The 25,483-nt window shown below is 73.1% G+C and carries 29 protein-coding genes and 1 riboswitch; of the genes, 18 read left to right on the forward strand and 11 right to left on the reverse strand.

The genetic code is table 11. From position 1 onward, the window contains the following. Positions 1-37: 37 nt before the first annotated feature. Positions 38-1,003, reverse strand: a complete 966-nt coding sequence (locus tag BJY14_RS26140) for a helix-turn-helix transcriptional regulator (RefSeq protein ID WP_179846030.1) — start codon at positions 1,001-1,003, stop codon at positions 38-40. A 62-nt stretch (positions 1,004-1,065) separates the two neighbouring features. Here BJY14_RS26140 and BJY14_RS26145 point away from each other — a divergent pair, with 62 nt between their 5' ends. Both BJY14_RS26145 and BJY14_RS26150 read left to right on the forward strand, forming a co-directional pair. Next, a complete protein-coding gene (locus BJY14_RS26145; RefSeq protein WP_179846031.1) occupies positions 1,066-2,241 on the forward strand; it encodes an epoxide hydrolase family protein in 1,176 nt (391 codons plus the stop codon). Positions 2,242-2,309: 68 nt separating this feature from the next. Beyond that, complete coding sequence (locus BJY14_RS26150; RefSeq protein WP_179846032.1) at positions 2,310-2,930, forward strand: dihydrofolate reductase family protein; 621 nt, start codon at positions 2,310-2,312, stop codon at positions 2,928-2,930. On the opposite strand, the gene BJY14_RS26155 is transcribed toward BJY14_RS26150, so the two are convergent. Then, positions 2,927-3,892 (reverse strand): GlxA family transcriptional regulator, encoded by a 966-nt coding sequence (locus BJY14_RS26155; RefSeq protein WP_179846033.1) that lies wholly within the window; start codon positions 3,890-3,892, stop codon positions 2,927-2,929. The genes BJY14_RS26150 and BJY14_RS26155 overlap by 4 nt on opposite strands. Positions 3,893-3,963: 71 nt before the next feature. On the opposite strand from BJY14_RS26155, the gene BJY14_RS26160 reads away from it, so the two are divergent. Beyond that, on the forward strand, positions 3,964-4,296 hold the full coding sequence (locus BJY14_RS26160) for a cupin domain-containing protein (protein ID WP_246396099.1): 333 nt from the start codon (positions 3,964-3,966) through the stop codon (positions 4,294-4,296). Between the two features lie 13 nt (positions 4,297-4,309). Here BJY14_RS26160 and BJY14_RS45625 read toward each other — a convergent pair whose 3' ends face one another. Then, on the reverse strand, positions 4,310-5,803 hold the full coding sequence (locus BJY14_RS45625) for a class I SAM-dependent methyltransferase (RefSeq protein WP_246396100.1): 1,494 nt from the start codon (positions 5,801-5,803) through the stop codon (positions 4,310-4,312). A 61-nt stretch (positions 5,804-5,864) separates the two neighbouring features. Here BJY14_RS45625 and BJY14_RS26175 point away from each other — a divergent pair, with 61 nt between their 5' ends. Next, on the forward strand, positions 5,865-6,494 hold the full coding sequence (locus BJY14_RS26175; protein WP_179846034.1) for a TetR/AcrR family transcriptional regulator: 630 nt from the start codon (positions 5,865-5,867) through the stop codon (positions 6,492-6,494). A 230-nt stretch (positions 6,495-6,724) separates the two neighbouring features. Continuing rightward, positions 6,725-7,552: an alpha/beta fold hydrolase gene (locus tag BJY14_RS26180; RefSeq protein WP_179846035.1), complete on the forward strand. Its 828-nt coding sequence runs from the start codon at positions 6,725-6,727 to the stop codon at positions 7,550-7,552. 33 nt (positions 7,553-7,585) lie between these two features. Here BJY14_RS26180 and BJY14_RS26185 read toward each other — a convergent pair whose 3' ends face one another. Next, on the reverse strand, positions 7,586-8,329 hold the full coding sequence (locus BJY14_RS26185; RefSeq protein ID WP_179846036.1) for an AraC family transcriptional regulator: 744 nt from the start codon (positions 8,327-8,329) through the stop codon (positions 7,586-7,588). A gap of 133 nt (positions 8,330-8,462) precedes the next feature. Between BJY14_RS26185 and BJY14_RS26190 the strand changes: the two genes are divergently transcribed. Further along, positions 8,463-9,593, forward strand: a complete 1,131-nt coding sequence (locus BJY14_RS26190) for an MFS transporter (RefSeq protein ID WP_312879403.1) — start codon at positions 8,463-8,465, stop codon at positions 9,591-9,593. Positions 9,594-9,604: 11 nt separating this feature from the next. On the opposite strand, the gene BJY14_RS26195 is transcribed toward BJY14_RS26190, so the two are convergent. Genes BJY14_RS26195 through BJY14_RS26205 form a run of 3 tightly spaced genes read right to left on the reverse strand, consistent with a single transcriptional unit; the run spans position 9,605 to position 11,226 of the window. Beyond that, on the reverse strand, positions 9,605-10,099 hold the full coding sequence (locus BJY14_RS26195; protein WP_179846038.1) for a MaoC family dehydratase: 495 nt from the start codon (positions 10,097-10,099) through the stop codon (positions 9,605-9,607). Continuing rightward, entirely contained in the window at positions 10,071-10,598 is a 528-nt protein-coding gene (locus BJY14_RS26200; protein ID WP_179846039.1) for a PH domain-containing protein, read from the reverse strand. Before BJY14_RS26200 ends, BJY14_RS26195 begins: the two co-directional genes overlap by 29 nt. 7 nt (positions 10,599-10,605) lie before the next feature. Then, positions 10,606-11,226 (reverse strand): TetR/AcrR family transcriptional regulator, encoded by a 621-nt coding sequence (locus tag BJY14_RS26205; RefSeq protein ID WP_179846040.1) that lies wholly within the window; start codon positions 11,224-11,226, stop codon positions 10,606-10,608. 52 nt (positions 11,227-11,278) lie between these two features. Between BJY14_RS26205 and BJY14_RS26210 the strand changes: the two genes are divergently transcribed. Continuing rightward, positions 11,279-11,824 carry a GNAT family N-acetyltransferase gene (locus BJY14_RS26210; protein ID WP_179846041.1) on the forward strand — a complete coding sequence of 182 codons (546 nt, stop codon included), beginning with the start codon at positions 11,279-11,281 and terminating at the stop codon, positions 11,822-11,824. Positions 11,825-11,923: 99 nt separating this feature from the next. Continuing rightward, the gene (locus BJY14_RS26215) at positions 11,924-12,691 is read left to right on the forward strand and encodes a sulfite exporter TauE/SafE family protein (protein ID WP_179846042.1); all 768 of its coding nucleotides are present in this window, start codon (positions 11,924-11,926) and stop codon (positions 12,689-12,691) included. 6 nt (positions 12,692-12,697) lie between these two features. Here the strand turns inward: BJY14_RS26215 and BJY14_RS45630 are convergent, their stop codons facing one another. After that, entirely contained in the window at positions 12,698-13,441 is a 744-nt protein-coding gene (locus BJY14_RS45630; protein WP_246396101.1) for a glycoside hydrolase family 15 protein, read from the reverse strand. Positions 13,442-13,557: 116 nt separating this feature from the next. On the opposite strand from BJY14_RS45630, the gene BJY14_RS45635 reads away from it, so the two are divergent. The 5 genes from BJY14_RS45635 (at position 13,558) to BJY14_RS26235 (ending at position 18,605) form a co-directional block, all read left to right on the forward strand. Then, complete coding sequence (locus tag BJY14_RS45635) at positions 13,558-13,728, forward strand: hypothetical protein (RefSeq protein WP_246396102.1); 171 nt, start codon at positions 13,558-13,560, stop codon at positions 13,726-13,728. A 27-nt stretch (positions 13,729-13,755) separates the two neighbouring features. Continuing rightward, positions 13,756-13,905 carry a hypothetical protein gene (locus BJY14_RS45640; protein WP_246396104.1) on the forward strand — a complete coding sequence of 50 codons (150 nt, stop codon included), beginning with the start codon at positions 13,756-13,758 and terminating at the stop codon, positions 13,903-13,905. A gap of 606 nt (positions 13,906-14,511) precedes the next feature. Beyond that, positions 14,512-15,693 (forward strand): ADP-forming succinate--CoA ligase subunit beta, encoded by a 1,182-nt coding sequence (sucC, locus tag BJY14_RS26225; protein WP_179846043.1) that lies wholly within the window; start codon positions 14,512-14,514, stop codon positions 15,691-15,693. 2 nt (positions 15,694-15,695) lie between these two features. Then, the gene (sucD, locus tag BJY14_RS26230) at positions 15,696-16,583 is read left to right on the forward strand and encodes a succinate--CoA ligase subunit alpha (RefSeq protein WP_179846044.1); all 888 of its coding nucleotides are present in this window, start codon (positions 15,696-15,698) and stop codon (positions 16,581-16,583) included. 147 nt (positions 16,584-16,730) lie between these two features. Then, positions 16,731-18,605: a cell division protein PerM gene (locus tag BJY14_RS26235; RefSeq protein WP_312879405.1), complete on the forward strand. Its 1,875-nt coding sequence runs from the start codon at positions 16,731-16,733 to the stop codon at positions 18,603-18,605. A 36-nt stretch (positions 18,606-18,641) separates the two neighbouring features. Here the strand turns inward: BJY14_RS26235 and BJY14_RS26240 are convergent, their stop codons facing one another. Continuing rightward, positions 18,642-19,115, reverse strand: coding sequence for a DUF4190 domain-containing protein (locus tag BJY14_RS26240; protein ID WP_179846045.1), 474 nt, complete (start codon positions 19,113-19,115; stop codon positions 18,642-18,644). Positions 19,116-19,217: 102 nt separating this feature from the next. On the opposite strand from BJY14_RS26240, the gene purN reads away from it, so the two are divergent. The 4 genes from purN (at position 19,218) to BJY14_RS26260 (ending at position 22,648) form a co-directional block, all read left to right on the forward strand. Then, complete coding sequence (purN, locus tag BJY14_RS26245) at positions 19,218-19,934, forward strand: phosphoribosylglycinamide formyltransferase (RefSeq protein WP_179846046.1); 717 nt, start codon at positions 19,218-19,220, stop codon at positions 19,932-19,934. Then, a complete protein-coding gene (purH, locus tag BJY14_RS26250) occupies positions 19,931-21,496 on the forward strand; it encodes a bifunctional phosphoribosylaminoimidazolecarboxamide formyltransferase/IMP cyclohydrolase (protein WP_179846047.1) in 1,566 nt (521 codons plus the stop codon). Before purN ends, purH begins: the two co-directional genes overlap by 4 nt. 188 nt (positions 21,497-21,684) lie before the next feature. Then, positions 21,685-22,311 carry a GAP family protein gene (locus BJY14_RS26255; protein WP_179846048.1) on the forward strand — a complete coding sequence of 209 codons (627 nt, stop codon included), beginning with the start codon at positions 21,685-21,687 and terminating at the stop codon, positions 22,309-22,311. Positions 22,312-22,471: 160 nt separating this feature from the next. Continuing rightward, positions 22,472-22,648, forward strand: a complete 177-nt coding sequence (locus BJY14_RS26260; protein WP_179846049.1) for a hypothetical protein — start codon at positions 22,472-22,474, stop codon at positions 22,646-22,648. 8 nt (positions 22,649-22,656) lie between these two features. Here BJY14_RS26260 and BJY14_RS26265 read toward each other — a convergent pair whose 3' ends face one another. Further along, positions 22,657-23,250 carry a GNAT family N-acetyltransferase gene (locus BJY14_RS26265; protein ID WP_179846050.1) on the reverse strand — a complete coding sequence of 198 codons (594 nt, stop codon included), beginning with the start codon at positions 23,248-23,250 and terminating at the stop codon, positions 22,657-22,659. Positions 23,251-23,378: 128 nt separating this feature from the next. After that, positions 23,379-23,464: riboswitch (ZMP/ZTP riboswitch) on the forward strand. Positions 23,465-23,525: 61 nt separating this feature from the next. Here BJY14_RS26265 and BJY14_RS26270 point away from each other — a divergent pair. Then, complete coding sequence (locus BJY14_RS26270) at positions 23,526-24,386, forward strand: bifunctional methylenetetrahydrofolate dehydrogenase/methenyltetrahydrofolate cyclohydrolase (protein ID WP_179846051.1); 861 nt, start codon at positions 23,526-23,528, stop codon at positions 24,384-24,386. A 186-nt stretch (positions 24,387-24,572) separates the two neighbouring features. Here the strand turns inward: BJY14_RS26270 and BJY14_RS26275 are convergent, their stop codons facing one another. After that, positions 24,573-25,304 carry an FHA domain-containing protein gene (locus BJY14_RS26275; protein WP_179846052.1) on the reverse strand — a complete coding sequence of 244 codons (732 nt, stop codon included), beginning with the start codon at positions 25,302-25,304 and terminating at the stop codon, positions 24,573-24,575. Between the last annotated feature and the right edge of the window lie 179 nt (positions 25,305-25,483).

Here is a 25,483-nt window from a genome sequence, read left to right on the forward strand (position 1 = left end):
TGTTCCAGCGGGCAAGCCGACCGATCCGTGAGGACGTCTACGGGCGGGCATCGGTGGCGCGGGTGTACCGGGCGGCGAGGATGCGCAGGGTGTCGGCGAGTTCGGGGTTCGCGGTCTCGTCGATCTGGAAGTCGGCGTCCAGCATGCCGAGGTAGACGGTGAGCATGGACGGGTCGTCGGAGCCGACCTCCACGACGCAGGTGTCGTCCCCGGCGGGTTCCACGGTGATGCCGGCGGGCACCCGAGCCGCGATCTCGGTGGCCGGCGCGTTCACCACCACCCGCGCCCTGTAGGCCCACATCGCCTGGGCGAGGCCGGAGGAGATGCGGGCCGCGACGTCCTCGTCCGGCATGTCCCGAGGCGTGAACCGGGGCCCGGCGGGCGGGCGCGGGACGATGCGGTCGACGCGGAAGGTCCGCCAGTCGTCCCGCTCCAGGTCCCAGGCCAGGAGGTACCAGCGGCGGCCGGAGGCGACGAGGCGGTGGGGTTCGGTCACGCGGTGCCCCTCCGCGCCGCCGTGCGTGCGGTAGCCGAAGCGCAGGCGCTCGTGATCGCGGCAGGCGGCGGCGATCGCGGTCAGCACGGACGCGTCCACGGACGGCCCGGAGCCGGGCAGCGCGACCGTCGTCGACGCGAGCGTGCCGATCCGGTGGCGCAGCCGCGACGGCAGGAGGCGCTCCAGCTTCGCGAGCGCGCGGACCGAGGCCTCCTCGATGCCGGAGACCGCGCCGGTCGCCGCCGTCCGGAGCCCGATCGCCACCGCGACCGCCTCCTCGTCGTCGAACAGGAGAGGCGGCAGCACGGCGGCCGTGCCGAGGCTGTAGCCACCGCCGACGCCCGGGGTCGCGTCCACCGGATATCCGAGCTCGCGCAGTCGCTCGACGTCGTTGCGGACGGTCCGGGTGGTGACGTCGAGGCGCTCCGCCAGCTCGGGCCCGGTCCAGTCGCGCCTGGCCTGGAGGAGGGACAGCAGCCGGAGCAGCCGGACCGAGGTTCGCATCATTCCTCCATGATGCCGCGAATCGCGGAACGATCTGTTCCGCATTGCCGTCTAGCGTTCACGTCATGACGAACGAGATCCGTCCCTTCCGCATCGACGTCCCGGCGGCCGAGATCGAGTGCCTGCGCGCCCGCGTCTCCGCGACGCGCTGGCCGGCGACCGCGGGACCGGACGACTGGAGCCGCGGCGTCCCCGCCGGATACCTGAGAGAACTCGCCGCGTACTGGGCCGACGGTTTCGACTGGCGTGCCGAGGAGGCGGCCCTGAACGAGATCCCGCATTTCCGGACGGAGATCGACGGCCAGACGGTCCACTTCTTCCACGCGCGGTCGCCGGAGCCGGAAGCGCTGCCGATCGTCCTCACGCACGGCTGGCCCAGCTCGCCGGTCGAGTTCATGAAGGTCGTCGGGCCGCTGACCGATCCCCGTGCCCACGGCGGCGATCCCGCCGACGCCTTCCACGTCGTCCTGCCCTCGCTGCCGGGCTACGGATTCTCCAACCCGATCGGCGAGGCGGGCTTCAACCTGTTCGGCGTCGCGCGGATGTGGGCGGAGCTGATGCGCCGCCTCGGATACGAGCGGTACGTCGCCCAGGGGACCGACGTCGGGTCGGGGGTGGCGGGCATGCTGCCGCTGGTCGCCCCGGAGCGGGTCGCCGGCGTCCACCTTTCGGGGACGGGCGCGGCCCCGCCGTTCGGGCCCGCCCTTGAGCCGGATCTGTTCACCGGAGCCGATCGGGACCGGGCGCGGAAGTTCAACAGGTTCAGGGAGGAGGGGACCGGCTACCTGGCTCTCCAGTCGACCCGCCCGCAGACCCTGGCGTACTCCCTCAACGACTCGCCGGTCGGCCAGCTGGCCTGGATCGTGGAGAAGATCCACGAGTGGACGGACCCGGCGGCCGGCCTCCCCGACGACGCGGTGGACCGGGACCAGCTCCTCGCCAACGTGAGCCTCTACTGGTTCACGGGCTCCGGGGCGTCCTCGGCGCACGCCGTCTACGAGGGCATGCAGGCGTGGAAGGCCTTCGCGGCGCAGCAGAGCGGGCCCTCGCCGAAGCCGGCTGCGCCGGTGGGGGTCGCGGTGTTCGCCGCGGACACCACCATCCGTTCTCTCATGGACCCGGACGGCGCCATCGGGCACTGGTCGGAGTACGGGCGGGGCGGCCATTTCGCCGCCATGGAGGTGCCGGAGCTTCTGGTGGAGGACGTCCGGCTCTTCAGCCGTTCCCTGCGGCGCCGATGAGTTCGGGGGGCGGTGCCGGTCTCCATTCGTGAGCACCATGGCCGACACGCTGTTCAAGGAGTCCCAGCATGCGGAAGATCACCGCAGGGTTGTTCATCTCGCTCGACGGAGTCGTCGAGGACCCGCAGGACTGGCATTTCCCGTACTTCAACGAGGAGATGGGCCAGGCCGTCGACGCGCAGATGGGGTCGGCCGACACCCTCCTGCTCGGCCGCAGAACCTACGACAGCTTCGCGGGGGCGTGGCCGGACCGCGAGAAGGCCGGCGGTGAGGACGCCGACTTCGCCAGGAAGCTCGGGGACGCCCGCAAGATCGTGGTGACCGGCCAGGACCTCGACTTCACCTGGCGCAACTCCGAACGGCTCCGGGGCGACCTCGTCGAGGCCGTGACCGCGCTGAAGAAGGAGCCGTCCACGTCGGACATCGCGATGAGCGGTTCGGTCTCGGTCGTCCGGCGGCTCCTGGAGGCGGGCCTCCTCGACGAGCTGCACCTGCTCGTCCACCCGATCGCCGTCCGCAAGGGGATGCGGCTGTTCGAGGACGCCGACGCGCCGCTGCCGTTGAAGCTCGTCTCCTCGGAGACGTTCGGAACCGGTGTGGTCCACCTCGTCTACCGCCTGGACGACGTGCCTCCGACCGGCGACTACGAGACGGCCAAGGCCGACCTTCCCCAGTCCGGCGACGCTTAGGGCGAGTCGAGCCGGCGGGGCGCGGCGCGGAAGGTGCGGCGGTAGGCGCCCGGCGTCGTGCCCAGGGTGTTGAGAAAACGCCTGCGGAGGTTGGTGGCCGAGGAGAGGCCGACGCGCCGGGCGATGGCGTCCAGGGGGAGGTCGGAGGACTCCAGCAGGTCCCGCGCCGCGGCGATCCTCCGGGTGAGCAGCCACTGCCCCGGGCTGGTGCCGAGCTGCTCGGCGAACCGGCGGGCGAGGGTGCGCGTGGAGACGCCCGCGTGCGCGGCCATGCCCTCGACGGTCACCGGTTCGCCGAGCCGCCCGGCGATCCAGTCCAGCAGCGGCGCCAGCGTGCCGTCGATCTGGACGGGGTGCGGCGGCGCCGAGTACTGCAGCTGGCCGCCCTCGCGGTGGGGCGGCATGACCATGGTCCGCGCGACGTGGGCGGCGTACCGGGCGCCCTGGTCGGTGCGGAGCAGGTGCATGCACAGGTCGATGCCGGCTCCGGCTCCGGCGCTGGTGGCCACGTCGCCGTGGTCCACGTACAGCACGTCCGGGTCGACCTCGACGCGCGGGAAGGCCGCCGCGAACTCGTCCGTCAGGGCCCAGTGGGTGGTCGCCGTGCGTCCGTCCAGCAGACCGGCGTGGGCCAGAGCGAAGGCGCCGGAGCAGATACTGACGACCCGGGCGCCGCGAGCGTGTGAGCGGCGCAGCGCGTGGACGACCCCGGGGGACGGCGGCCTCCCGGCGGGCAGCCAGCCCGGGACGACCACGGTGTCGGCCTCGTCGAGCGCGTCCAGCCCCTCGGCCACGAGCATGTCGTACCCGGCCAGCGTCGCGACGGGGCCGGGGCTCTCCGTGCACACGCGGAAGGCGTACCTGACCGGGAGCCCGGCCCGCTCGATCCCGAACACCTGGGCCGTGAAGCCGAGTTCGAAGGCCGATTGCGGTGGCCGCACGAGCGCCGCGACGCGATGCATGGCATGAAAGTACCGCATCATGTCTTTCCTGACACTCGGCCGGACAGGGCGCCGGTCGCCAGGCTTGTCCCATGACGACAGAACAGGGCATGGCCGGCTATGTGTGGTCCACCCTCCAGGACGCCCCGGTCCGTGAACTCTTCCCGGGCATCCATCTGCGGCCGCTGTGGGAGGGGGGCGACGGCGCGAAGGCCTTCGTCCTGCAGATGGATCCGAACACGTGCTGGGAAGGGGTTGACGTCCACGCACCGGGGCCTGAAGAGGTGTTCGTGGTCTCCGGAACCTTCAACGACGGCGAACGGGACTACCCGGCCGGCTCGTTCATTCACGCCCCCGCGGGGTCCTGGCACGTCCCGCAGACGACGACCGGCTGCACGCTTTTCCTCTTCTACCCGGAAGGCTGACCACGCCACGAAGTCAGGGACGGATGGCGCTCACCAGCCACACGGAGCCGCGGATGCGCACACCGTCCGGAGTCTCGTAGGCCGTGAGTGCCGCCTGGAGTTCCTGGCGGACGCCGGTGATGGCGGACTGGTCCACGTCCTGGAGGTTGTAGCGGACCGGCCCCTGGCCGAGGACGAAGTCCGCGGCGTCGGCGGCATCGGTGCCGTAGTCCATCGGCGCCTGGACCGGACTCGCGGTCACGTCCGTCAGGCCTGCTTCATGGAGTACCTGGCGGATGCGGTCGGGGTCGGACAGCGAGCCCATGCCGCGGGCCGCGGGCGAGGGGCGGCGCATCAGCGGCGCGAGAGCGGCGGTCGCCTTGGCGTACTCGCTGTCGGGGCCACCGGCCTGCGGGACGATGAACACCATCCGGCCGCCGGGCCGCAGCGCGCGGGCGATGTTGGCGAACGCGGCGGCGGGATCGGAGAAGAACATGACGCCGCCGCGGCTGACGACGACATCGAAGCCGCCCTCCTCGAAGGGATGGGCCTGCGCGTCGGCCTGATCGAACCGCGCGTTCCCGATGCCCTGCTCGGCCGCGTCGGCGCGGGCGCGGGCGAGCATGGGGTCGGAGATGTCGACGCCGACCGCCCGCGCCGCCCGGCGTGCGGCCAGCAGGGTGAGCTGTCCGGTGCCGCAGCCGATGTCCAGGACGGTCTCGTCCTCACCGATCGCGGCGAGTTCCAGGAGCGGCTGGTTGAAGCCGCCCATCATCGCGTCGTACCGAGAGGCGTTCTCGGCCCAGGCCGTCCCCTCCCAGCCGTTCCATGCCTCGGCCTGCTGGACGTTGATGACCGTGTGCATCTCGCTCCTTTCCTGTGGTGTGGCCGTGCCGGTGCGCCTGAGCGTGAACCAGAAGGTGGGCACCGGGTTCGTTCCGGGTGTGGCGTCGACCAGCTCCCAGCCGGGGAACCTGGCGCGCAGCTCGTCCGCGGTGACGCCGGAGATCGGGTCGTCGAACGCCTCGGGGCCGTAGCCGAACATCAGCAGTAGCGCGCCGGGAGCGGCGCGGCCGGTCAGGCCGGCGGCGTAGGCGTCGCGGCGGTGCGGGGGGATCCCGCAGAAGCAGCTCAGGTCGAAGAACAGGTCGTACGGACCGGGCGCGTCCAGCTCATCGAGCCGGGTGGCGTCTCCGTGCAGCAGCCGGACCGCCGTCCCCGATGCGGTGGCCTTGGCCCGGGCCTGGTCGACCGCCCCGCCGATCAGATCGACCGCCGTGACGTCCCAGCCGTGCCGGGCCAGGTAGACGGCGTTGGTTCCGGTGCCGCAGCCGAGCTCCAGCGCGCGGCCGGGCGGCAGCGCATCGCCGCCTTCCACCAGGGCGACGAGCTCCGGCGGGGTCACGCCGCTGTCCCACGGCGGCCTGCCCGAGCGGTAGTAGGTCTCCAGCTCCCGGCGGACGGCCTCCTCCTGGTCGCGTTCGGCACCGACCCCGTGTGCCTCCGCCCCCTGAACGGCGTGGTCCATGGCCCCTCCGAAGTTTTTAGATGTGAACTCTAGTGACGGACTCTAGAGATATACTCCCGCCATGGACACCGTCAAGCGGCCGGACAAGAGGGCCGAGCGCTCACGCCGGACCCGGGGGAAGGTCGTCGAGGCGGCCCGGGAGCTGTTCGTCGCGCAGGGCTACGGGGCGACGAGCCTGCAGGAGGTCGCCGACCGGGCGGGGGTGGCCGTCCAGACGGTGTACTTCGTCTTCGGCAACAAGCGCGCGCTGTTCAAGGACGTCGTGGACACGTCCATCGCCGGGGACGCCGAGCCGGTCGCCACGATGGAGCGGGAGTGGTTCCGCGCGGCGTGCGCCGCGCCCACCGCGGCCGGCCAGTTGCGGGCGCACGTGCGCGGCACCGCGGAGATCCTCGGGCGGGTCGCCCCGATCATGTCGATGATCGCGGCCGCCGGTGCCGCCGACCCGCAGATCGCCGCGCAGTGGCCCGACGGCCCCGACCCGCGCTACACCGTGCAGCACGCCGCGGCCGAGGCGCTGGTCGCCAAGCCCGGCGCAGGCCCCGGCGTCTCTGCCGCGATGGCCGCGGACCTGCTGTTCGGCCTGCTCAGCCCGCAGCTGTACCTGGTCTTCGTACGGGACCGCGGCTGGGCGCCGGACGCCTGGGAAGAGTGGGCCTACGCCACCCTGGCCGCCCAATTGTGCGGCTGAGAACCGGCGGGCAACGGTGAAGCGGTCGGCGCAGACGCCGCTCGCCGCGCGTGCGGGCCGAGGTCCGTGTTCGTGGTGGAAGGCCAGGTAAAGACAGTTCGACCGGCCATTGGTCGTTTCGGGCGGTAGTCGGGGTATCGGTGCGGCTGGTTGCTGGACGGCCGTTTTGTCGCTGGGGGCGCGGGCCGTCCCGGCCATCGTGTCCACAGGAGCGCTACGGGGGTTCGAGCATGGGATTCGTCACCACTCGCGACGGCAACGAGATCTTCTACAAGGACTGGGGCGGCGGGCACACCGTGGTCTTCATCCACGGCTGGCCGCTCAACGCCGACGCGTGGGAGGACCAGATGAAGATGGTGGCCGACAACGGCTACCGCGGCATCGCCCACGACCGCCGGGGGCACGGACGCTCCAGCCAGCCCTTCAACGGCTACGACTTCGACACCTTCGCCGACGACCTCAACGACCTGATCAACAAGCTCGACCTGCGGGACGTCACGCTGGTCGCGCACTCGATGGGCGGCGGTGAACTGGCCCGCTACATCGGCCGGCACGGCACCGGACGGGTCCGCAAGGCCGTCCTGCTGTCGGCGATCACGCCGCTCATGCTCCAGGGCGAGGACAACCCCGAGGGCGTGCCCGCGGAGGCCTTCGAGGAGATCAAGAAGGGCATCCTGCGCGAACGCTCGCAGTACTGGAAGGACGCATCGGAGGCGTTCTTCTCGGCGAACCGTCCGGGCACCAAGGCCACCCAGGGCAACCGCGACGCGTTCTGGGTCATGGGCATGCAGGAGTGCATCCAGGCCAGCGTGAAGTGCGTGGACGCCTTCGCCCGCACCGACTTCCACGAGGACCTGCGCAAGTTCGACATCCCCACGCTGATCGTGCACGGCGACGACGACCAGATCGTGCCGATCGACGCGACCGCCCGCAAGGCCGCCAAGATCATTCCGAATGCCGTCCTGAAGGTGTACCAGGGGTCCTCGCACGGGATCGCGCTCGTGCCGGGCGACAAGGAGAGGTTCAACGCCGACCTGCTGGACTTCCTGAAGAACTGACCCCGCCGAGGGCCGGCACCGCCGGCGGCCCGCTCACGCGGGGTGGTGGGCGCCGGGGGTGTGGCCGAAGGCTCGGCGGAAGACGTCGATGAAGCCGCTGGCGGACGACCAGCCGCACTGGTGGGCCACGGCGGTCACCGGCGTGTTCTCGGCCAGGAGGATCAGGGCGTGGTAGAGGCGCAGCTGGGTGCGCCACTGCGGGAACGTCATCCCGAGGTCGCTCCTGAAGAGCCGGGACAGGGTGCGGTCGCTCGCGCCGACCTCCCTGCCCAGCTCTGCGAGAGTGCGGGCGTCGGCCGGGTCGGCGTGCAGGATGTCGCACAGTGCCTTGAGGAGCGGGACGGCCGGGGCGGGCAGATGCAGCGGCTGCTGGGACGAGACGCGCAGCTGGTCCAGCAGGACGGCGCGCAGCCGGGCCCGGGCGGGGGTGTCGTCGTCCGGGTCGCGGGTGTAGGCGAGGATCAGTTCGCGCAGCAGGGGGCTGACGCCGAGCACCGCCGGCTCGTCCAGCCCGAGCGGGTTGTCGGACGCGGGCAGGCCGACCAGGTGCAGTTCGAGCTCGCCGTGGGCCTGGTGGGCGTGGACGGCACCGGCCGGTATCCAGATGGCGCGGTCGGCGGGCGCCACCCAGGAGCCCGCGCCGGTGGTGACGGCCACCACGCCCCGTCCGGCGTAGGCGATCTGGTGGTCGTCGTGGCGGTGCGCGTCGATGGCGGCGCCCGGCGCCAGCGAGCGCGCCCGGGTCGGGGCGATCGGTTGATGGCGGGTTTCCTGCATCGGTTGGCAGATTATCGGAAGTCCGACACGGGCTCCCGGCGCGAGCATGAGGGACGTGTCAACGAGTTCACGAGAAGCGGCGCGTTCACGAGAAGCAAGGCCGATCCTCCTGCTGTCCGCCGGGCATGCGTGCGTGGACGTCTACCAGGGGTCCGTGACGGCGCTCGTCCCGTTCTTCGTGGCCGAGCGCGCCTACACCTATGCCGCCGCGTCGGGCATCGTGCTCGCCGCGTCGTTGCTGTCCTCGGTGGCGCAGCCGCTGTTCGGCGCGCTCACCGACCGGTGGGCGATGCCCTGGCTGCTCCCGCTGAGCACCCTTCTCGGAGGGGTGGGGATCGCCCTGAGCGGTCTCAGCGGCGACTACGCCCTCACCCTGGCGTTCGTGGCGGTCTCCGGCATCGGGGTCGCGGCCTACCACCCCGAGTCCGCCCGGGTCGCGCGGAGGGCGAGCAGGGGCAGCCACACCGCGATGAGCTGGTTCTCCGTCGGCGGCAACGTCGGGTTCGCGCTCGCGCCGCTCCTGGTCGCGGCGGTCGTCGCGACCGGCGGCCTGCGGTGCACGCCGTTCCTCGTGGTGCCGGCGCTCGCGGGCGCCGTGCTGTGCCTGCCCGTCCTGCGCGCCCTTGGAGGGACGGCCTCCGGCGGACGCGCCGGGGCGACGGCCGGGGTGGACGACGCACGCTCCTTCGTCAAGCTGTCGCTCGCCGTGGTCTGCCGGTCGATCGTGTTCGTGGGCCTGAGCACGTTCATCTCGTTCTACGCGAGGCAGCGCACGGGAGGTGGCGTGGCGGCGGGCACGGCGGCGCTGTTCGTCCTGTACGTCGGCGGCGCTGCGGGCACGGTGGCGGGCGGTTCCTTGGCCGCCCGCTGGGACCGGGTCACCGTCGTACGCCGGTCGTACCTGCTGACCGTCCTCGCCGTCGCGGGCATCGTGTTCGTGCCCGGCCCCGCGTTCTACCTGTTCGTCGCGCTGACCTCCGCCGGGCTCTACGTCCCGTTCTCGCTTCAGGTCACCCTCGGGCAGGACTACCTGCCCACGCGCGCCGGCACCGCCGCCGGCGTCACCCTCGGCCTGACGGTCAGCGTCGGCGGGCTCGCGAGCCCCGTCCTCGGCGCGGTCGCCGACGCCGCGTCGCTGCGCGTCGCCCTCGCCCCGCTGATCGCGCTGCCCGCGCTGGCCTGGCTGCTGTTCCGGACGCTGCCCGAGCCCGCCGTCCCGGCGCCGGCCGCCGAGCCCCGGCCGGTGCGGGAGTACGCCCCCTGATCAGGCGCCGCTCAGGCCGTGCGGCGGCGCAGGAGGTTCGCCGGCAGCGTGTGCAGGACGATCTGGTCGTCCTGGTTGAGGAGTTCGGCGCGGGTGGCGACGATGCCGCGGTCCGGCTTGGAGCGCGACGGGCGGGCCTCCAGGACGGCGACGCGCAGGCGCAGGGTGTCGCCGGGACGGACGGGGGCGGGCCAGCGCAGCTCGTCCACGCCGGGGGAGGCGAGGCTGGCGACCCGGGACAGGAAGTGGTCGGCGAACAGCCGCATCATGATCGAGCCGGTGTGCCAGCCGCTGGCGATGATGCCCTTGAACGGGCCGGACGCGGCGAAGTCCGGGTCCACGTGGATGGGCTGCGGGTCGAAGCGGCGGGCGAACTCGATGATCTCCGCCTCATCCACCGTGACGTGGCCGTACTCGTAGCTCGTGCCGGCGGTGTAGTCCTCGAAGTAGCGGTCGTCGATGGGGGCGGCGAAGTCGTCACCGAGGGCGCGCGTCCTGATCGTCATGGGACCAGGATGGCTCAGCTGCGCCGGGCTCGGTGTTGCGTCGCCATTCCTCCCAGAGCCCGGCGTGCAGCCGGTAGAGGCCGTAGGGGGTGTCGCCGGACGGCTCGCTGAAGCGGGTGCCCTGGTCCACCGGCATCGACGCCAGCCTGACGGGGAAGAACGCGGCCTGGCGCTCGCGCTCCTCGGAGCGCACCTGGAGCAGCCAGTAGGAGTGGTGGGCGTCCGCGCTGATCTCGAGGATCTCCGTCCACGCGAACCGGCGGCGGCCGTACCCCGAGACGAGGGTGAGGCCCTCCGCGTCCAGGATCATGCGCGTCCGCAGCTGGGGGACGACTCCGAGCGCGAGGGCGAAGCACGCGATCCCGGCGGCGAGCGCCGGGGCGCCCGCGCCGTCGCGGGCCTTGTCGACCGCCACGACGCCGAAGAGGGCGGCGATGGCGACCCCGGCCAGGATCATGCCGAGGTGGCGGGGGCAGCGCAGCGTTCGCGGCTTGGTCATCGGGGCATTATTCCTCGTCGCCGGGCGCCGGGGGGAGGGGGGAAGCCGTGGTCAGGGCGGCCAGGAAGGCCTCCAGGAGCGCGGTCTGGCGGGCGGGCGGGTAGGCGTCCGGGTCGAACAGGGCGTGCACGACGAGGCCGTGCGCGAACGCGGCGGCGGCCGCGACGGTGCCGTCCACGCCGGTCCCGGCGGGCAGTTCGCCGCGTTCGACGGCGGCCGCGGCGTGCGGCCGGAGCCGCGCGCGCCAGTTCTCGTAGCGGCGCCGCTGGCGCTCTCCGAGTTCGGGGTCGGCGAGCGCGACGTCCCACGAGCTCACCCAGATGCGGTTCATGCCGGACGCGGCGGGGGTCAGCGGCAGGACGTCCAGGAGCGCCGCGCGCAGGGACGCCAGGCCTGGCGGTGCCTCGCGGAGCGGGCGGTTCGCGGTGCGCTCCTCGGCGAGGTCGAGGGCGTACGCGACGAGGGCCCGCTTGTTCGGGAAGTAGTGCGTGAGCAGTCCGGTGGACGCGTCCATCTCCGCCGCGACCGCGCGCAGGGTCAGGCCGCCGAAACCGCGGCCGGCCAGGACGCGCCAGACGGCCTCGGACACGTCCCGGCGGCGGGCGTCGTGATCACCTCGGGCGGGCATTCCCGTAGAGTACATAACAAACGTTCGGTACGTACCCTCCCGGGAGGCCCCCATGTTCGCTCGCACGCTCGCCGAGGGCGCTGAGCTGCGCCCGTTGGAGCCCTGGCAGGCGGCCGAGTTCGCCGAGCACGCCGACCAGGTCCGGGCGGACATCGACCGGTACATCCCCTGGGCCCGGACCGTGGTGGACGAGAAGACGGCCCGCGAGCTGCTCCAGGCCTACGCCCACAGGCAGGCCAGGGACGAGGGGCGCCTCTACGGCATCTGGGTGGACGGCGTCCTCCAGGGCGGCACGGTCTTCCGGACGTTCGACGCCGCGCAGGGCGTCTGCGAGGCGGGCGTCTGGCTCGCGGCCGAGGCCCGGGGGCGCGGGCTGGTCACCGCGGCCGTCCGCATCATGATCGACTGGGCGGTCGGCGCCAGGGGGATGCGCCGGGTGGAGTGGCTGTGCGACCCGCGCAACACCGCGAGCGCGGCCGTGGCCGAACGGCTCGGGATGACGTGCGAGGGCGTCCTGCGGCAGGCGTTCGTGCTCGACGGCGAGCGGCGGGACGTCCAGGTATGGGCGATCCTCGCCGACGAGTGGCGGGCCGCCTGAGGGAGCGGGGCCTGGCCGGAGGCGGCGGCCGGTCGGTCGGGACGGCCCGCTAGGGTAATTGGTGATCTGACTTTCACTCCTTACCTCCCGGGAGCCCCCGTGCACGCCGAGCAGGTCGTCCTGCTGCTGGCCGCCGCCGTCGCGGCGGGATGGGTCGACGCCGTGGTGGGAGGCGGCGGGCTGATCCAGCTGCCCGCGCTGCTGCTGCTCAACCCGGGGCAGCCGGTCGCGACCGCGCTCGCCACCAACAAGCTGGGCTCGATCGCGGGCACCACGTCCGCCGCCGTCGCCTACGCGCGCAAGGCCAAGCCGGACGTGCGGGTGGCCCTCCCGGCGGGCCTGCTCGCGGTGTGCTGCGCCGCCGGCGGCGCCCTCTGCGCGGCGGCGATCTCCTCGGACGTGCTGAAGCCCGTCATCATGGTCGTGCTGCTGGCGGTGGCCGCGATCGTGGTGCTCAGGCCCGACCTCGGCCGGACCCCGCGGCCGGTGCTGCGGACGCGCCGCCGGGTCGCCGCCGCCGTCCTCGTCCCCGGCGTCGCGATCGCGTTCTACGACGGGCTGGTCGGGCCGGGCACCGGGACGTTCCTGGTGATCGCGTTCACCACGCTGCTCGGCATGGACTTCGTCGACGCCTCCGCCACCTCGAAGATCATCAACACGGGCACCAACCTGGGCGCGCTCGCCGTGTTCGCGGCGCAGGGGCACGTGCTGTGGGCCATCGGGCTGGCGATGGCGGTCTGCAACATCGTCGGCGCGCAGCTCGGCGCCCACATGGCGATCAGCCGCGGTGCCGGTTTCGTTCGGGTCGTCCTGCTCTGTGTCGTCAGCGCCCTCGTGCTGAAGCTCGGTTACGAGCAGTTCGGCTGATCCCCGTCACGGGACGGGGAGCGGCCGGTCCAGCGCGGAGAGGCTCAGCAGGACCAGCGACGCCGTCCAGCCCAGGGGCGCCGGGCCCGCGGGCCTGCCCGTGACGCCGACCTTCTCCGGCAGGACGCCCAGCGATGTGCGGTGCGCGGAGAGCCAGTCGAGCCGGTCCAGCGCCTCGTCCTCGCGGCCCGACGCGGCCGCGTTCAGCCCGAACAGCGCGGTCTCCGGCGTCCAGGCGACGTCGGGATCGCCCGACCAGCGCTCGCCCGGCAGGACGCCGCCGTTCGGCAGCGCCTGCTTGCGCGCGGCGTCCGCGATCGCGGCGGTCACCCCCGGATCGGCCGGCCCGAACGGCGGGGCGAGGAACGTCACCGAGGTGTCCATCAGCCCGCCGGGGATGGGGGAGCGCGGGTAGCCGTAGGGGGCGAACTGCCTGGCCAGCGCGTCCGAGACCCGCTGCGCCCCGTGCCGCCACTGCGCCGCCTTCGCGTCTTCGCCGCGCATCCGCGCGAGGTCGGCCGCCGCGCGCAGCCCCGCCAGCGCGGGGCCGACCACGCCGAGCGTCGGGCGCCGCGGGTCCTGCTCGCGCCGGTGGTCGCGTTCCCAGTAGTCGGACGAGGCGGGCGGCAGCCCCTCGGCGTCCAGGGAGCGCGCCAGATGGTCGGCGGCGCGCCGCACCATCGGCCACAGCGTGGGCAGCTCGTCCTGGCCCGCGGCCCTGACGGCGTAGAACCACGTCGACCACAGCACCCATCCGAGCGAGTCCAGCTGCGGGGGCCCGGCCGTCGGCGACGGCCGTCCCGTCGGCGTTGTACCGCGCGGCCCACATGCCGTCGTCGTGCTGCGCCCGGGCGAGGAAGTACAGGATGCGGCGCGCCTCGGCCGGATGCCCGGTCACGGTGAACGCGGCCACGGCGAACGCGGAGTCGCGGGGCCAGCAGTACCGCCACTTCGAGTACCAGGACGCGAGGGACGCGCCGTTCGGGCGGGTGAGGAGCCGGAGGTCGAGCAGGGCGCGCGTCGCCATGTCGCGGTAGGCGCCGTCCGTCGCGGCACCCGGGACGGTGCCCTGCGCCAGCCACGCGCTGTCGGACCGGACCGCCCGCTCCACCCGCGGGTCGGAGGCGTCCACGGTGATCGGCGTCTCCCCGCCGGACGGAACGAGCCGGACCTGCCCGTCCGGGAGCCTGACGACCGAGCTGCCCGGCAGGTAGGAGGCCCCTTCGGCCTGGTCGGGGGCCAGCGGGACGCCCGCGAACGGCCACCCGCCGCCGCCGACGAGCCCGGGGCTCGCCCAGCCGGGCGCGGGCGGCTCGGGGACGGTGGCGCCGCCGGTCGCGACGAGCGCCGCCACGATGAGCAGGCCGGCGGTGCGCCGCACCTTGCGGGCTCCCGACCGGCCGCGCGGCGCGGCGCGGCGGCGCGGGGCGGTGGGCCCGCCCGCGGGCGGCGGGACGGATATGACGGGCGCGACGGTGACGGGTGCCGCGACGGATGTGTCGCGTCTCTCAGCCATCGCCATGCGTTCGCCCCCTGTCCGCCTGGCCGTCTCGCCGAATTAGTACATCAAACTATGTCAATCGGTTCATCCTCCTCACGAGCCACTCGTGCCCTCCCTTGAGGATGAGCACACCTACCGCCCGGCGCGCTCCCGTTCAAGCGAAGTCCGCGTGACATACGGACCCGGCGGCCTCACCATGTGGATGGGTTGACTAGGCTGCATCGACGGAGCGGACCGCCGAGTGCCGGCCGCACGGACACCCGTGTAACCCCCACTCGTGTGGTCACATTTGGCAGTCGATCCGTAAAAGGACGCCCTCGTGGACCTGTTCGAACATCAGGCGAAGGAACTCTTCGCCGAGTACGGGGTACCGGTGCCGACCGGCAAGGTCGCCCATACTCCCCAGGAAGCCCGAGACATCGCGGCGGAGCTGTTCGCCGCGGGGAGCTCGAAGGTCGTGGTCAAGGCCCAGGTGAAGACCGGGGGCCGCGGCAAGGCCGGCGGCGTGAAGCTGGCCGACTCCGCCGACGAGGCCGAGCAGCTCGCCGGCCGGATCCTCGGCATGGACATCAAGGGCCACACGGTCCACAAGGTCCTGGTCGAGGAGGGCAGCGCGATCGCGCAGGAGTACTACTTCTCCTTCCTGCTCGACCGCGCCAACCGGACCTTCCTGTCCATCTGCTCCGTCGAGGGCGGCGTGGAGATCGAGGAGGTGCCGCACGACCGGCTGGCGATGGTGCCGGTCTCGCCGCTGGAGGGCGTCGACCGCGCCCGGGCCCGCGAGATCGCCGAGAAGGGCCGCCTCCCGCAGGAGGCCCTCGACGGCGCCGCCGAGCTGATCGAGCGGCTGTGGGCCGTGTTCACCGACGAGGACGCCTCCCTCGTCGAGGTGAACCCGATGATCCTCACCGCCGACGGCCAGGTGAAGGCCCTCGACGGCAAGGTCTCCCTGGACGACAACGCCTCGTTCCGCCAGGACGACCACGAGAGGCTCGAGGACAAGGCCGCGGCCGACCCCCTGGAGGCGGCGGCGAAGGCCAAGGACCTCAACTATGTCAAGCTGGACGGCAGCGTCGGCATCATCGGCAACGGTGCCGGGCTCGTCATGTCCACCCTCGACGTGGTCGCCTACGCGGGCGAGCAGTTCAACGGCCAGAAGCCCGCGAACTTCCTCGACATCGGCGGCGGCGCGTCCGCCGAGGTGATGGCGAACGGGCTGGAGATCGTCCTGTCCGACGCCGACGTCAAGTCCGTCTTCGTCAACGTCTTCGGCGGCATCACCGCCTGCGACGCCGTCGCCAACGGCATCGTGTCGGCCTACAAGCTCCTGGCCGACCGCGGCGAGACGGTCAACCGCCCGCTCGTCGTCCGGCTGGACGGCAACAACGCCGAACTCGGGCGCAGGATCCTCAACGACGCGGCGCTGCCCGGCGTCCAGCAGGTCGACACCATGGACGACGCGGCCAGGCGCGCCGCCGAACTCGCAGCGGCAGGTGCATGACAATGGCCATCTGGCTCACCGAGAACAGCAAGATCATCGTCCAGGGCATCACGGGCTCCGAGGGCACCAAGCACGGCCGCCGGATGCTCGCCTCCGGCGCCCAGGTCGTCGGCGGCGTGAACGCCCGCAAGGCCGGGCAGACGGTCGACTTCGACGGCACGACCCTTCCGGTGTTCGGCACCGTCAAGGAGGCCATGCAGGAGACCGGCGCCGACGTCTCCGTCGTGTTCGTCCCGCCGAAGTTCACCAAGGACGCCGTGGTCGAGGCGATCGACGCCGGGATCCCGCTCTGCGTCGTCATCACCGAGGGCATCCCGGTGCACGACACCGCCTTCTTCTGGGCGTACGCGGAGTCCAAGGGGAACAAGACGCGGATCATCGGGCCGAACTGCCCCGGCATCGCGTCCCCCGGCAAGTCGAACGCCGGCATCATCCCGGCCGACATCACCACGCCCGGCCGCATCGGCCTGGTGTCCAAGTCGGGCACGCTGACCTACCAGATGATGTACGAGCTGCGCGATATCGGCTTCTCCACCTGCGTCGGCATCGGCGGCGACCCCGTCATCGGGACCACCCACATCGACGCGCTCCAGGCGTTCCAGGACGACCCGGAGACCGACGCCATCGTGATGATCGGTGAGATCGGGGGCGACGCCGAGGAGCGCGCCGCCGCCTACATCGAGCAGCACGTGACCAAGCCGGTCGTCGGCTACGTCGCCGGGTTCACCGCCCCCGAGGGCAAGACCATGGGCCACGCCGGCGCCATCGTGTCCGGCTCCGCCGGCACCGCGCAGGCGAAGAAGGAGGCCCTGGAGAAGGTCGGCGTCCGGGTCGGCAAGACCCCGAGCGAGACCGCCGTCCTCATGCGGGAGATCATGCAGAACCGCTGATCCCCCCGGACCATCCGAAAGACGCCCGAGCCGCCCCGCGGTCCGGGCGTCTTTCGCGTCCCGGCCGCCGCCGCGGGGCGTGATCACAAAGGCGACACGCCGGGCGGGCGGGCCTTGCGGGGGCGGGCGCGGTGCCAGCATGGACCGGTGAGCGACAAGACCCCCGGGCAGCGCGCGAAGCGGGAGCCGTCGAAGGCCGCACCGGCGAAGGGTGCGGGGCCGAAGGGCGCCCCCTCCAAGGGCGCCCCCTCCAAGGCCGCGCCGCCGCCGGCCGAGGCGGGCCGGGCCGCCGCGCCGCCGGGCGCGGACTCCGCGCGCGGACGCCCGCCGGCCGCCCCCGCCAGGCCGCTGTACGTCACGGGGCTCGTCGCGGCGCTGTGGTGCATCGGCATCGGGCTCGCGGTGCTCACCACGATCACGCTGATCGGCTGGATCGCCGCGCCGAAGACCGCGCTCGGCCACGGCATGGCCGGGGTGTTCCGGACGGCCGTGAACTTCTGGCTGGTCTCGCACCACGCGGGCTTCTCCTACGGGCAGGGGCGGTTCGGGCTCCTCCCGCTCGGCGTGCTCGTCCTGCCCGGGGTCCTGCTGTACCGGGGCGGCGGGTGGATGATCCGGGTGGCGGGCCTGCCGCACCGGCAGCGCACCGCCGTCCTGCACGTGGCCGTCGCGCTGGCCGTCCCGTACGCGGCGCTGGCCGGGCTGCTCGCGCTCGCGGCGTCGTCGAAGGAGGTCCGGCCGTCGGCGTGGCAGGCGCTCGTCGGGTGCTTCCTCGTCGCCGCCGTCGCGGGCGGGCTCGGCGCGGCGCGGGCGATCGTGGTGGCGGAGGCCCGGGGGCGGCGCGTCCGGTCCGGGCTGGGCGCGCTGCTGCGGCTGCTGCCCGAGCGGCCGCGCTCCCTGGTGATCGGCGTGGCGGGGTCGCTGAGCGTGCTGCTCGCCTCGGGCGCGCTGCTCGTCGGCGGGTCCCTCGCCACGCACCTGTCGGACGCCGGCGACCTCTACGACATGCTCGCCCCCGGAGCCGTCGGCGGCGTCCTCCTGCTGCTGGTCGAGCTGGCGTTCCTGCCGAACGCGGCGATCTGGGGCATGGCCTACGCGGTCGGCCCCGGCTTCTCCGTCGGCGCCGGGACGAGCGTCTCCCCGACCGGGGTGTTCCTGGACGCCGTGCCCGCGTTCCCGCCGCTCGCGGCCCTTCCCCAGCCGGGCCCGGCGCCCGCGGTCTCGCTGCTGGCGCTGGCGGCGCCGTTCGTCGCGGGCGCGGTGGGCGGCGTCCTGACGATCCGGTCGCTGCCGAGCCCGGTGTCGGAGGGCGCGCCGCTGTGGGGCTTCGTGTCGGGCGCCCTGACCGGGGCCGTCGCGGCGCTGCTGAGCGCGCTGGCCGGAGGGCCGCTCGGCGGCGGGCGGATGGCGACCGTGGGCCCGTCGGCGTGGCAGGTGGGGCTGCTGGCCGCCCTCGAGGTGGGGATCTCGGCGGCGATCGCGGCGTGGGTGGCGAACTGGATGGTGCTGCGGCGTCCGGCGGGCGCCCCGTCCAGGAGATCGGGTTCCGGGAAGCGGGCGGCGAAGAAGGCCGCCGCCGCGAAGGCGCCTTCCAAGAAGAGGGCGGCGAAGAAGGCCGCCGAGCCGAAGAAGCAGGTGCGGGCGGCTCCGGAGCCCGCCATGCCGCTGTCGGCGCCCGTCCCCGAGGACTACGACCTGCGCCTGGAGGGCCCGCCCAAGCCGGCGCCGAAGGCCCCGCACGCGCCGGATCCGCTGGAGTTCGAGGAGGCCGAGCCCGTCCTCGCGCCCCGGCGGCCCCGCCGCCGGGCGGACCCGGTGCCGGGGCCCGTCGAGGACGAGCCCCCGCCGCCGGGCGACGGCACGATCGTCGTCGAGGGCCACCTGGAGCCCGAGGAGCCCGCCGGGCACGAGCCCGCCGAGGAGCGGCGCCCCGTCCCGCCGCCCCGCGAGGACTCGGGACGCACCGAGAACCGGGGCGGCGCCATCTACGTCCTGCGCGACGACCCTGACCAGGACCTCTAGCCGCGATCAGGGCGGGTCAGAGCAGGTCAGAGCAGGTCAGAGCAGGTCGCCGTACTTGTCCATGCTGCCGGCGGGAAGGTCGAGCTTCTTCTCGATCTTCGGGTAGTACTTCGCGCGGCACGCCTGCTTGTCGGTGGTGGTGTTGGACGTGCTGACGCAGCTCTGGTAGCCGCTCAGCTCCGTCCACAGGAACGCCGTCAGGGAGACCGACAGCAGCGAGAACACGAGCCCGATCGAGCCGAGCACCATGCCGGGGACGGCGCCGGGGGCGGCGTCGTGCGTGCGGCGCGCGCTCCGGCGGGCCCTGATGCCGACGACCAGCGCGGCGATGCCGAGCACCAGGCCGAGCGGGTAGAAGAAGAACGCGGTCAGCAGGGCGATGCCGCCGAGCCACAGGGCCCGCCAGCCGGTGCCCCGCCCGCCCTGGCGCGGCCCCGCGGGCGGCTCTCCCGCGGGCCGCGCGTCCGGGCGGTCTTCGGGCTGGGCCGGACGGTCCGGCTGGTCGCTCACGTTCTTCTCCTCCATGCGGGGTGTTCGTACGGTCTGGGGTGAGGCGGCGCCGGGGCCGCCCGATAGGCTTCGTGTCGTCCCAGTAACGTCCACCGGGGAGTCATGGTGTCCGCCCGGCTCGTCGTCCTCGTCTCCGGCGCGGGGACCAACCTACAAGCGCTGCTCGACGCGTGCGCGGATCCAGCCTACGGTGCGAAAGTGGTGGCCGTGGGGGCGGACCGCCCCGATATCGGCGGAACCGAGCGCGCCGAACGGGCGGGATTGCCGACTTTCACCCTCTGCATACCTGATTTCCCGTCCCGGGACGACTGGGACGCGGCGCTCGCCGGGACGGTCGCCGAGTACGAGCCCGACCTCGTGGTGTCCGCCGGCTTCATGAAGATCCTCGGCCCGCGGTTCCTGGCGCGCTTCGGCGGCCGGACGGTCAACACCCACCCCGCGCTGCTGCCGTCATTCCCCGGCGCGCACGCCGTACGGGACGCCCTGGCGTACGGGGTGAAGGTCACGGGCTGTACGGTTCACTTCGTCGACGAAGGCGTGGACACCGGACCCGTCATCGCCCAGGAGAGCGTCCCCGTGGGCCGGCATGACGACGAGGACTCCCTGCACGAGCGGATCAAGCAGGTGGAGCGCCGGCTCCTCGTCGACGTCGTCGGACGGCTGGCCCGCGACGGATGGACCGCGAGCGGCAGGCGGGTCTCGATGAAGTGCCGGACCGGCGCGGACGCGCCCGGCGGTGAGGGCTCCGCCACGGGTTCGTCCGGCAGCGGTTCGTCTGACAGGGGTTCGTCCGAATCAAGAGGGGAGCTCGGCCGGTGAGTCGGGTGGCGATTGAGCGCGCGCTGATCAGTGTGTACGACAAGTCCGGACTGGAGGAGCTGGCCCGCGGCCTGCACGAGGCGGGAGTGGAGATCGTCTCGACCGGGTCGACGGCGGGCCGGATCTCGGCCGCCGGGGTCCCGGTGATGAAGGTGGAGAAGCTCACCGGGTTCCCCGAGTGCCTGGACGGACGGGTCAAGACCCTGCACCCGAAGGTGCACGCGGGCCTGCTCGCCGACCGGCGCAAGGAGGACCACCTCCAGCAGCTCGACGACCTGGCCGTCGAGCCGTTCGACCTCGTCGTCGCGAACCTGTACCCGTTCGCCGACACGGTGGACTCGGGCGCGGCGCCGGACGAGTGCGTCGAGCAGATCGACATCGGCGGCCCCACGATGGTCCGCGCCGCCGCGAAGAACCACGCGAGCGTCTCCGTCGTGGTGGACCCCTCCGCCTACGGGACGGTCCTGGACGCCGTGCGGGCCGGCGGGTTCACGCTGGAGGAGCGCCGCCGCCTGGCCGCGCGGGCGTTCGCGCACACCGCGTCCTACGACGTGGCCGTGGCCTCCTGGTTCGCGGGCGACTACGCGCCCGACGAGACCGCCGCCGAGACGCGGTGGCCCGACTTCCTCGGTGCCACGTGGGAGCGCTCGAACACCCTGCGGTACGGCGAGAACCCGCACCAGCGGGCCGCCCTGTACCGCTCGCCGGGCGAGAAGGGCCTGGCCGGGGCCGAGCAGCTCTACGGCAAGGAGATGTCCTACAACAACTACGTCGACACCGACGCCGCGCGCCGCGCCGCCTACGACTTCACCGAGCCGTGCGTCGCGATCATCAAGCACGCCAACCCGTGCGGCATCGCGGTCGGCGCCGACATCGCCGAGGCGCACCGCAAGGCGCACGCCTGCGACCCGGTGTCGGCGTACGGCGGCGTGATCGCGGCGAACCGGCCGGTCACCGCGGACCTGGCCCGCCAGGTCACCGAGAGCTTCGCCGAGGTGCTGGTCGCCCCGTCCTTCGAGGACGAGGCCGTGACCGTCCTGAAGGACCGCTTCAAGAACATCCGCCTGCTGGTCTGCCCGGACGCCCCGGCGGGCGGCGCCGAGTACCGTCGCGTCGACGGCGGCGTGCTGCTGCAGGAAGTGGACCGCGTGGACGCCGGCGGCGACGACCCGTCCGCCTGGGAGCTGAAGACCGGAACCGCCGCGGACGAGGCGACCCTGCGCGACCTGGCGTTCGCGTGGCGGGCGATCCGCTCGGTGAAGTCCAACGCGATCCTGCTGGCCGCGGACGGCGCCACCGTCGGCGTCGGCATGGGCCAGGTCAACCGGGTCGACTCCGCCAAGCTCGCCGTCGCGCGGGCCGGGCAGGAGCGCGCCGCGGCGTCGGTGGGCGCGTCCGACGCGTTCTTCCCGTTCCCGGACGGCCTGGAGGTGCTGGCCGAGGCGGGCGTCCGCGCGATCGTCGAGCCCGGCGGGTCCGTCAACGACGACAAGGTGATCGCCGCGGCGGAGAAGGCCGGCGTCACCCTCTACTTCACCGGCGTCCGGCACTTCTTCCACTAGGAGGCCGCGGGCACGCCGTCCTGCCGGGCGCGCCGGCGGGGTCCGCCCCGCCGGCGCGCCCGTGTACGGAAAGGATCAGTTCCCGGTCAAGAACGCGTTGACCAGGGAATCCTCCGTCCGCTGCTCCTCTACCGTGAGTCCTGACGAGGGCGGTTCCCGCGCTGCGGGAGGCACGGCGGGGAGGGGCCATGAGTCTCCAGGTGCTCCCGCTGGCCATCACGATGATGGCCGGGCCCCAGATCATGTCCGCGATCATCCTGGTGACGACGCCGCGGCCCGTGCGGGCCTCGCTGGCGTTCCTGGCGGGCGTGGCCGTCTCGGCGAGCGCGGGGGTCGCCGTCGCGCGGGGCATCTTCGCGCTGGTGGGCAGCGGAGTCGACATCGGCAAGCCCTCCGACGACAGCTCGGTGGGAAAGATCGTCCAGTACGTGCTGATCGCGCTGCTGCTGCTGGCCATCCTGCGCAACTACGTGAAGCGGGCCACGATCGAGCCGCCCAAATGGCTCGGGTCGCTGATGAGCGCCGGACCCGGCCGGGCCTTCAAGACCGGGCTGCTGCTGATCATCCTGATGCCCTCCGACCTCCTCGTGATGCTCACCGTGGGCGCCAACCTCGCGCAGCACCACGAGGGCGTGGCGGCGGCGGCCGTCTTCGTCGGCGCGACGCTGCTGGTCGCGGCGCTGCCGCTGCTCGCCCTGCTGCTGTTCCACCGGCGTGCCGAACGCGCCATGCCCCGCGCGCGGGAGTGGATGACGAACAACAGCTGGATGGTCAACATCATCTGCTGCCTGATCTTCATCGCGATCATCCACTGAGGGACGGCCCCGCTCACCCCCGCGCTCTCCGCGATCCATGCTTTCGTGTCCGGTTTTCCGCCGCGGGACCGCGCATGGCCTTCGCACAGGTAGCCTCGTGGCTGCCGCGCCCCCTGACCCTCCCTTGACCTCGGCGCGGGCGTTCCGTGGTGGAGGCGGGATGAATCTGCTGATGTCCCTCATGCTCGGCGTCGTCTACCAGGCCGACTTGCTGCTGATGGAGTCCCGGCAGGTGATCGGGCTGATCGCCGCCTTCCTTGCCGCGATGCTCGCCGCCCAGCTCGGCTGGCACGGCACCGACCGCCTCATCGGCTGGCGCCAGCGCTCCGAGGACTGAAAGGCCGGTCAGCGCAGTCGCGCGCGCAGGGCGCGTTCGGCGGCGGGCCAGTCGTCGTCCGTCATCGCGTAGGCGGCGGTGTCGCGGATCGAGCCGTCCGCGCGGATCCGGTGCTTGCGGTGGACGCCCTCGAACGCCGCCCCGAGCCGCTCGATCGCCGCGCGCGACCGCTCGTTGCGGACGTGCGTGTGCCAGCCGACCCTGATCGCCCCCAGGTCGCCGAACGCGCGGCCCATGAGGAGCAGCTTCGCCTCGGTGTTGAGCCCCGTCCGCTGCCACCGCGACCCGATCCAGGTGTGGCCGATGCACAGGCCGCGGTCGGACGGGGAGATCTCGTAGTAGGACGTCGTCCCGGCGACCTCGCCGGTCGCCGCGTCGATCTGGACCCAGGGCAGGCGCAGCCCGCGCTCGCAGGCCGCCAGCGCCTGGTCGACCTGCGCGCGCATGTCCCCGGCGTTCCGCGGCTGCCGCTGGCTCATCCAGGTCCACAGATCCGGGTCCTTGGACGCCTCGAACAGGCCCGCCGCGTGCTCGGCGGAAAGCGGCTCCAGCCGCACGTATCGCCCGGTCAGGACGGGCCGCTCGAACCATTCGTCGGTCATGCGCAGCACGCTAGGAGCCAGGGACGGCATCCGGCAGAGCCACTCGGCGTCCTTTTTCGCAAGCCACTCCCGCGTCCGCCCTCCGCGCGAAGCCGCGGAGCCCTCGGATCCAGGCGGCCGGTTAGCATGGGGGCCTACGCGACTGGCGCGGTCAAGGTGGATCACCACCGGGGAGCGAACGACAGTCCGGACACCGCGCGCCTGGGTGACCGGGACCCCTCAGGCCGGGCTCCGCGCCCGGGGCCGGTCCCGGCCGAGATCACCCGGAGGAACGCATGACGGCACAGATTCTGGACGGCAAGGCCACGGCCGCCGAGATCCGCTCGAACCTCAAGGTCCGCGTCGAGGCGCTCCGCGAGCGCGGCGTCTCCGTCGGGCTCGGCACCGTCCTGGTCGGCGACGACCCCGGCAGCCACTCGTACGTGAACATGAAGCACCGCGACTGCGCCGAGGTCGGCATCGAGAGCATCCGCCGCGACCTGCCCGCCACCGCCTCGCAGGACGAGGTGGAGCGCGCCGTCGCCGAGCTGAACGCCGACCCCGCCTGCACCGGCTACATCGTCCAGCTGCCGCTCCCGAAGGGCCTGGACGAGCAGCGCGTGCTGGAGCGCATCGACCCGGCCAAGGACGCCGACGGCCTGCACCCGACCAACCTCGGCCGGCTCGTCCTGATGCAGCCGGGCCCGCTGCCGTGCACGCCGAAGGGCATCGTCGAGCTGCTGCGCCGGTTCGACGTCCCGCTGAAGGGCGCCGAGGTCACCGTCGTCGGCCGCGGCATCACCGTCGGCCGCTCCCTCGGCCTGCTGCTGACCCGCCGCAGCGAGAACGCGACCGTCACGCTCTGCCACACCGCCACCCGCGACCTCGCCGAGCACACCCGCAAGGCCGACATCGTCGTGGCCGCGGCCGGGGTCCCCGGCCTCATCACCGCCGGCATGGTCAAGCCCGGCGCCGCCGTCCTGGACGTGGGGGTGTCCCGCGTGGACGGCAAGCTCGCCGGGGACGTCGCCGCCGACGTCCGCGACGTCGCCGGCTGGGTCGCGCCCAACCCCGGCGGCGTCGGCCCGATGACCCGCGCCATGCTCCTGTCGAACGTCGTCGAGGCCGCCGAGCAGGCCACCGGACCGGTGGCCTGACCGGACGCGGTACCGGCACCGGCACCGACCTCGGACGGGCACGCCGCGGGGGCCGCCACCAGCACCCAGGTGGCGGCCCCCGCCCGCATGGCCCTGGGCCGCGCCGTCACTTGCGCGGCCGCGTCGGGGGCTGAGCGATCGCCCTCCGGGTTGCGCTGCCGGGGGAGGGCGACCGCGGGTCTCACATCAGCTGGCCCTCCGTCCCGCGGCCGTGCTGTGCGCCGGGCGGCCCGGGGCGTGAGCATGGCCGGTCGTGCCCGGCCGGCGCGTCTCGGTGGTGCCGCGCACCCCGGGGACGCGCCCGTCCATCGGCGGACGGCCCTGCTGGGGCACGTGCACCGGCGGCAGCGGGCGGACGAGGCCCATCGCGATGACCTCGTTGGCGAGCCGAGTGCGCCGGTTGGCGCCCTCGGGGATCCGGAACTTCTGGTAGAGGCGCAGCAGGTGCTGCTTGACCGCGGCCTCCGTGACGACCAGCTCGCCGGCGATGTCGCGCGCCGTGGCCGGGGCCACGAACGCCTCGTCGGACAGGGCGGGCCGGCACAGCGAGGTCAGCACGTCGACCTCCCGGCGGGTGAGCTCGGGCGCGACGGCGCGCCGCAGTTCGACGTCCGGGTCGACCTCCTCACGGGGGATGCCCCCCAACCGGCAGCGCGCCGTGCCGAAGCTCACGACGTCACCGTCCTCCAGCACACGGCGGGCGATCGGCCGGCCGTTGACGCGCGTCCCGTTGCGGGACAGGCCCATGTCCACCACGTAGACGTACGGGCCGCGTCGGACGATCTCTGCGTGCAAACGGGACACAGACGGGTCGTCGAGGCGGATGTCCACTCCTCTCCCTCTCCCGACCGTCGTAACGTCGGGGCGCAGCGGCACCACCAGCCCGCTGTCCTCGATCCGCATGAACGGCCCCTCCACGGCAGTCCTCCCAGCTAGTTAGCGACCCCTGTCTGCCGGGTTACCCGGGTGCCATGCCGTCACACCCTCCTACTGGCGAGTAGGACCGATGGCGCAGGGGATTGCGGGCTCTCGGCCATCACCTTGGGCACATAGGTCCCATCCGCATTTCGGCGGCGGGCGACAAGCCGGACTCTTCC

It is taken from the genome of Actinomadura luteofluorescens (assembly GCF_013409365.1).
Taxonomy (GTDB): Bacteria; Actinomycetota; Actinomycetes; order Streptosporangiales; family Streptosporangiaceae; genus Spirillospora; species Spirillospora luteofluorescens.

What these genes read in the sequence shown, in the direction of transcription:
- purN (WP_179846046.1), top strand. Translation starts at nt 19,218, where the DNA reads ATGGTGTCCGCCCGGCTCGTCGTCCTCGTCTCCGGCGCGGGGACCAAC.
- BJY14_RS26145 (WP_179846031.1), top strand. Translation starts at nt 1,066, where the DNA reads ATGACGAACGAGATCCGTCCCTTCCGCATCGACGTCCCGGCGGCCGAG.
- BJY14_RS26155 (WP_179846033.1), bottom strand. Translation starts at nt 3,892, where the DNA reads ATGCATCGCGTCGCGGCGCTCGTGCGGCCACCGCAATCGGCCTTCGAA.
- BJY14_RS26205 (WP_179846040.1), bottom strand. Translation starts at nt 11,226, where the DNA reads ATGCCCGCCCGAGGTGATCACGACGCCCGCCGCCGGGACGTGTCCGAG.
- BJY14_RS26260 (WP_179846049.1), top strand. Translation starts at nt 22,472, where the DNA reads ATGAATCTGCTGATGTCCCTCATGCTCGGCGTCGTCTACCAGGCCGAC.
- BJY14_RS26180 (WP_179846035.1), top strand. Translation starts at nt 6,725, where the DNA reads ATGGGATTCGTCACCACTCGCGACGGCAACGAGATCTTCTACAAGGAC.
- BJY14_RS26265 (WP_179846050.1), bottom strand. Translation starts at nt 23,250, where the DNA reads ATGACCGACGAATGGTTCGAGCGGCCCGTCCTGACCGGGCGATACGTG.
- BJY14_RS26150 (WP_179846032.1), top strand. Translation starts at nt 2,310, where the DNA reads ATGCGGAAGATCACCGCAGGGTTGTTCATCTCGCTCGACGGAGTCGTC.
- BJY14_RS26175 (WP_179846034.1), top strand. Translation starts at nt 5,865, where the DNA reads ATGGACACCGTCAAGCGGCCGGACAAGAGGGCCGAGCGCTCACGCCGG.
- BJY14_RS26255 (WP_179846048.1), top strand. Translation starts at nt 21,685, where the DNA reads ATGAGTCTCCAGGTGCTCCCGCTGGCCATCACGATGATGGCCGGGCCC.
- BJY14_RS26140 (WP_179846030.1), bottom strand. Translation starts at nt 1,003, where the DNA reads ATGATGCGAACCTCGGTCCGGCTGCTCCGGCTGCTGTCCCTCCTCCAG.
- BJY14_RS26160 (WP_246396099.1), top strand. Translation starts at nt 3,964, where the DNA reads ATGACGACAGAACAGGGCATGGCCGGCTATGTGTGGTCCACCCTCCAG.
- BJY14_RS26195 (WP_179846038.1), bottom strand. Translation starts at nt 10,099, where the DNA reads ATGACGATCAGGACGCGCGCCCTCGGTGACGACTTCGCCGCCCCCATC.
- BJY14_RS26210 (WP_179846041.1), top strand. Translation starts at nt 11,279, where the DNA reads ATGTTCGCTCGCACGCTCGCCGAGGGCGCTGAGCTGCGCCCGTTGGAG.
- sucD (WP_179846044.1), top strand. Translation starts at nt 15,696, where the DNA reads ATGGCCATCTGGCTCACCGAGAACAGCAAGATCATCGTCCAGGGCATC.
- BJY14_RS26185 (WP_179846036.1), bottom strand. Translation starts at nt 8,329, where the DNA reads ATGCAGGAAACCCGCCATCAACCGATCGCCCCGACCCGGGCGCGCTCG.
- BJY14_RS26270 (WP_179846051.1), top strand. Translation starts at nt 23,526, where the DNA reads ATGACGGCACAGATTCTGGACGGCAAGGCCACGGCCGCCGAGATCCGC.
- BJY14_RS45625 (WP_246396100.1), bottom strand. Translation starts at nt 5,803, where the DNA reads ATGGACCACGCCGTTCAGGGGGCGGAGGCACACGGGGTCGGTGCCGAA.
- BJY14_RS45635 (WP_246396102.1), top strand. Translation starts at nt 13,558, where the DNA reads ATGCGGCGCGCCTCGGCCGGATGCCCGGTCACGGTGAACGCGGCCACG.
- BJY14_RS26200 (WP_179846039.1), bottom strand. Translation starts at nt 10,598, where the DNA reads ATGACCAAGCCGCGAACGCTGCGCTGCCCCCGCCACCTCGGCATGATC.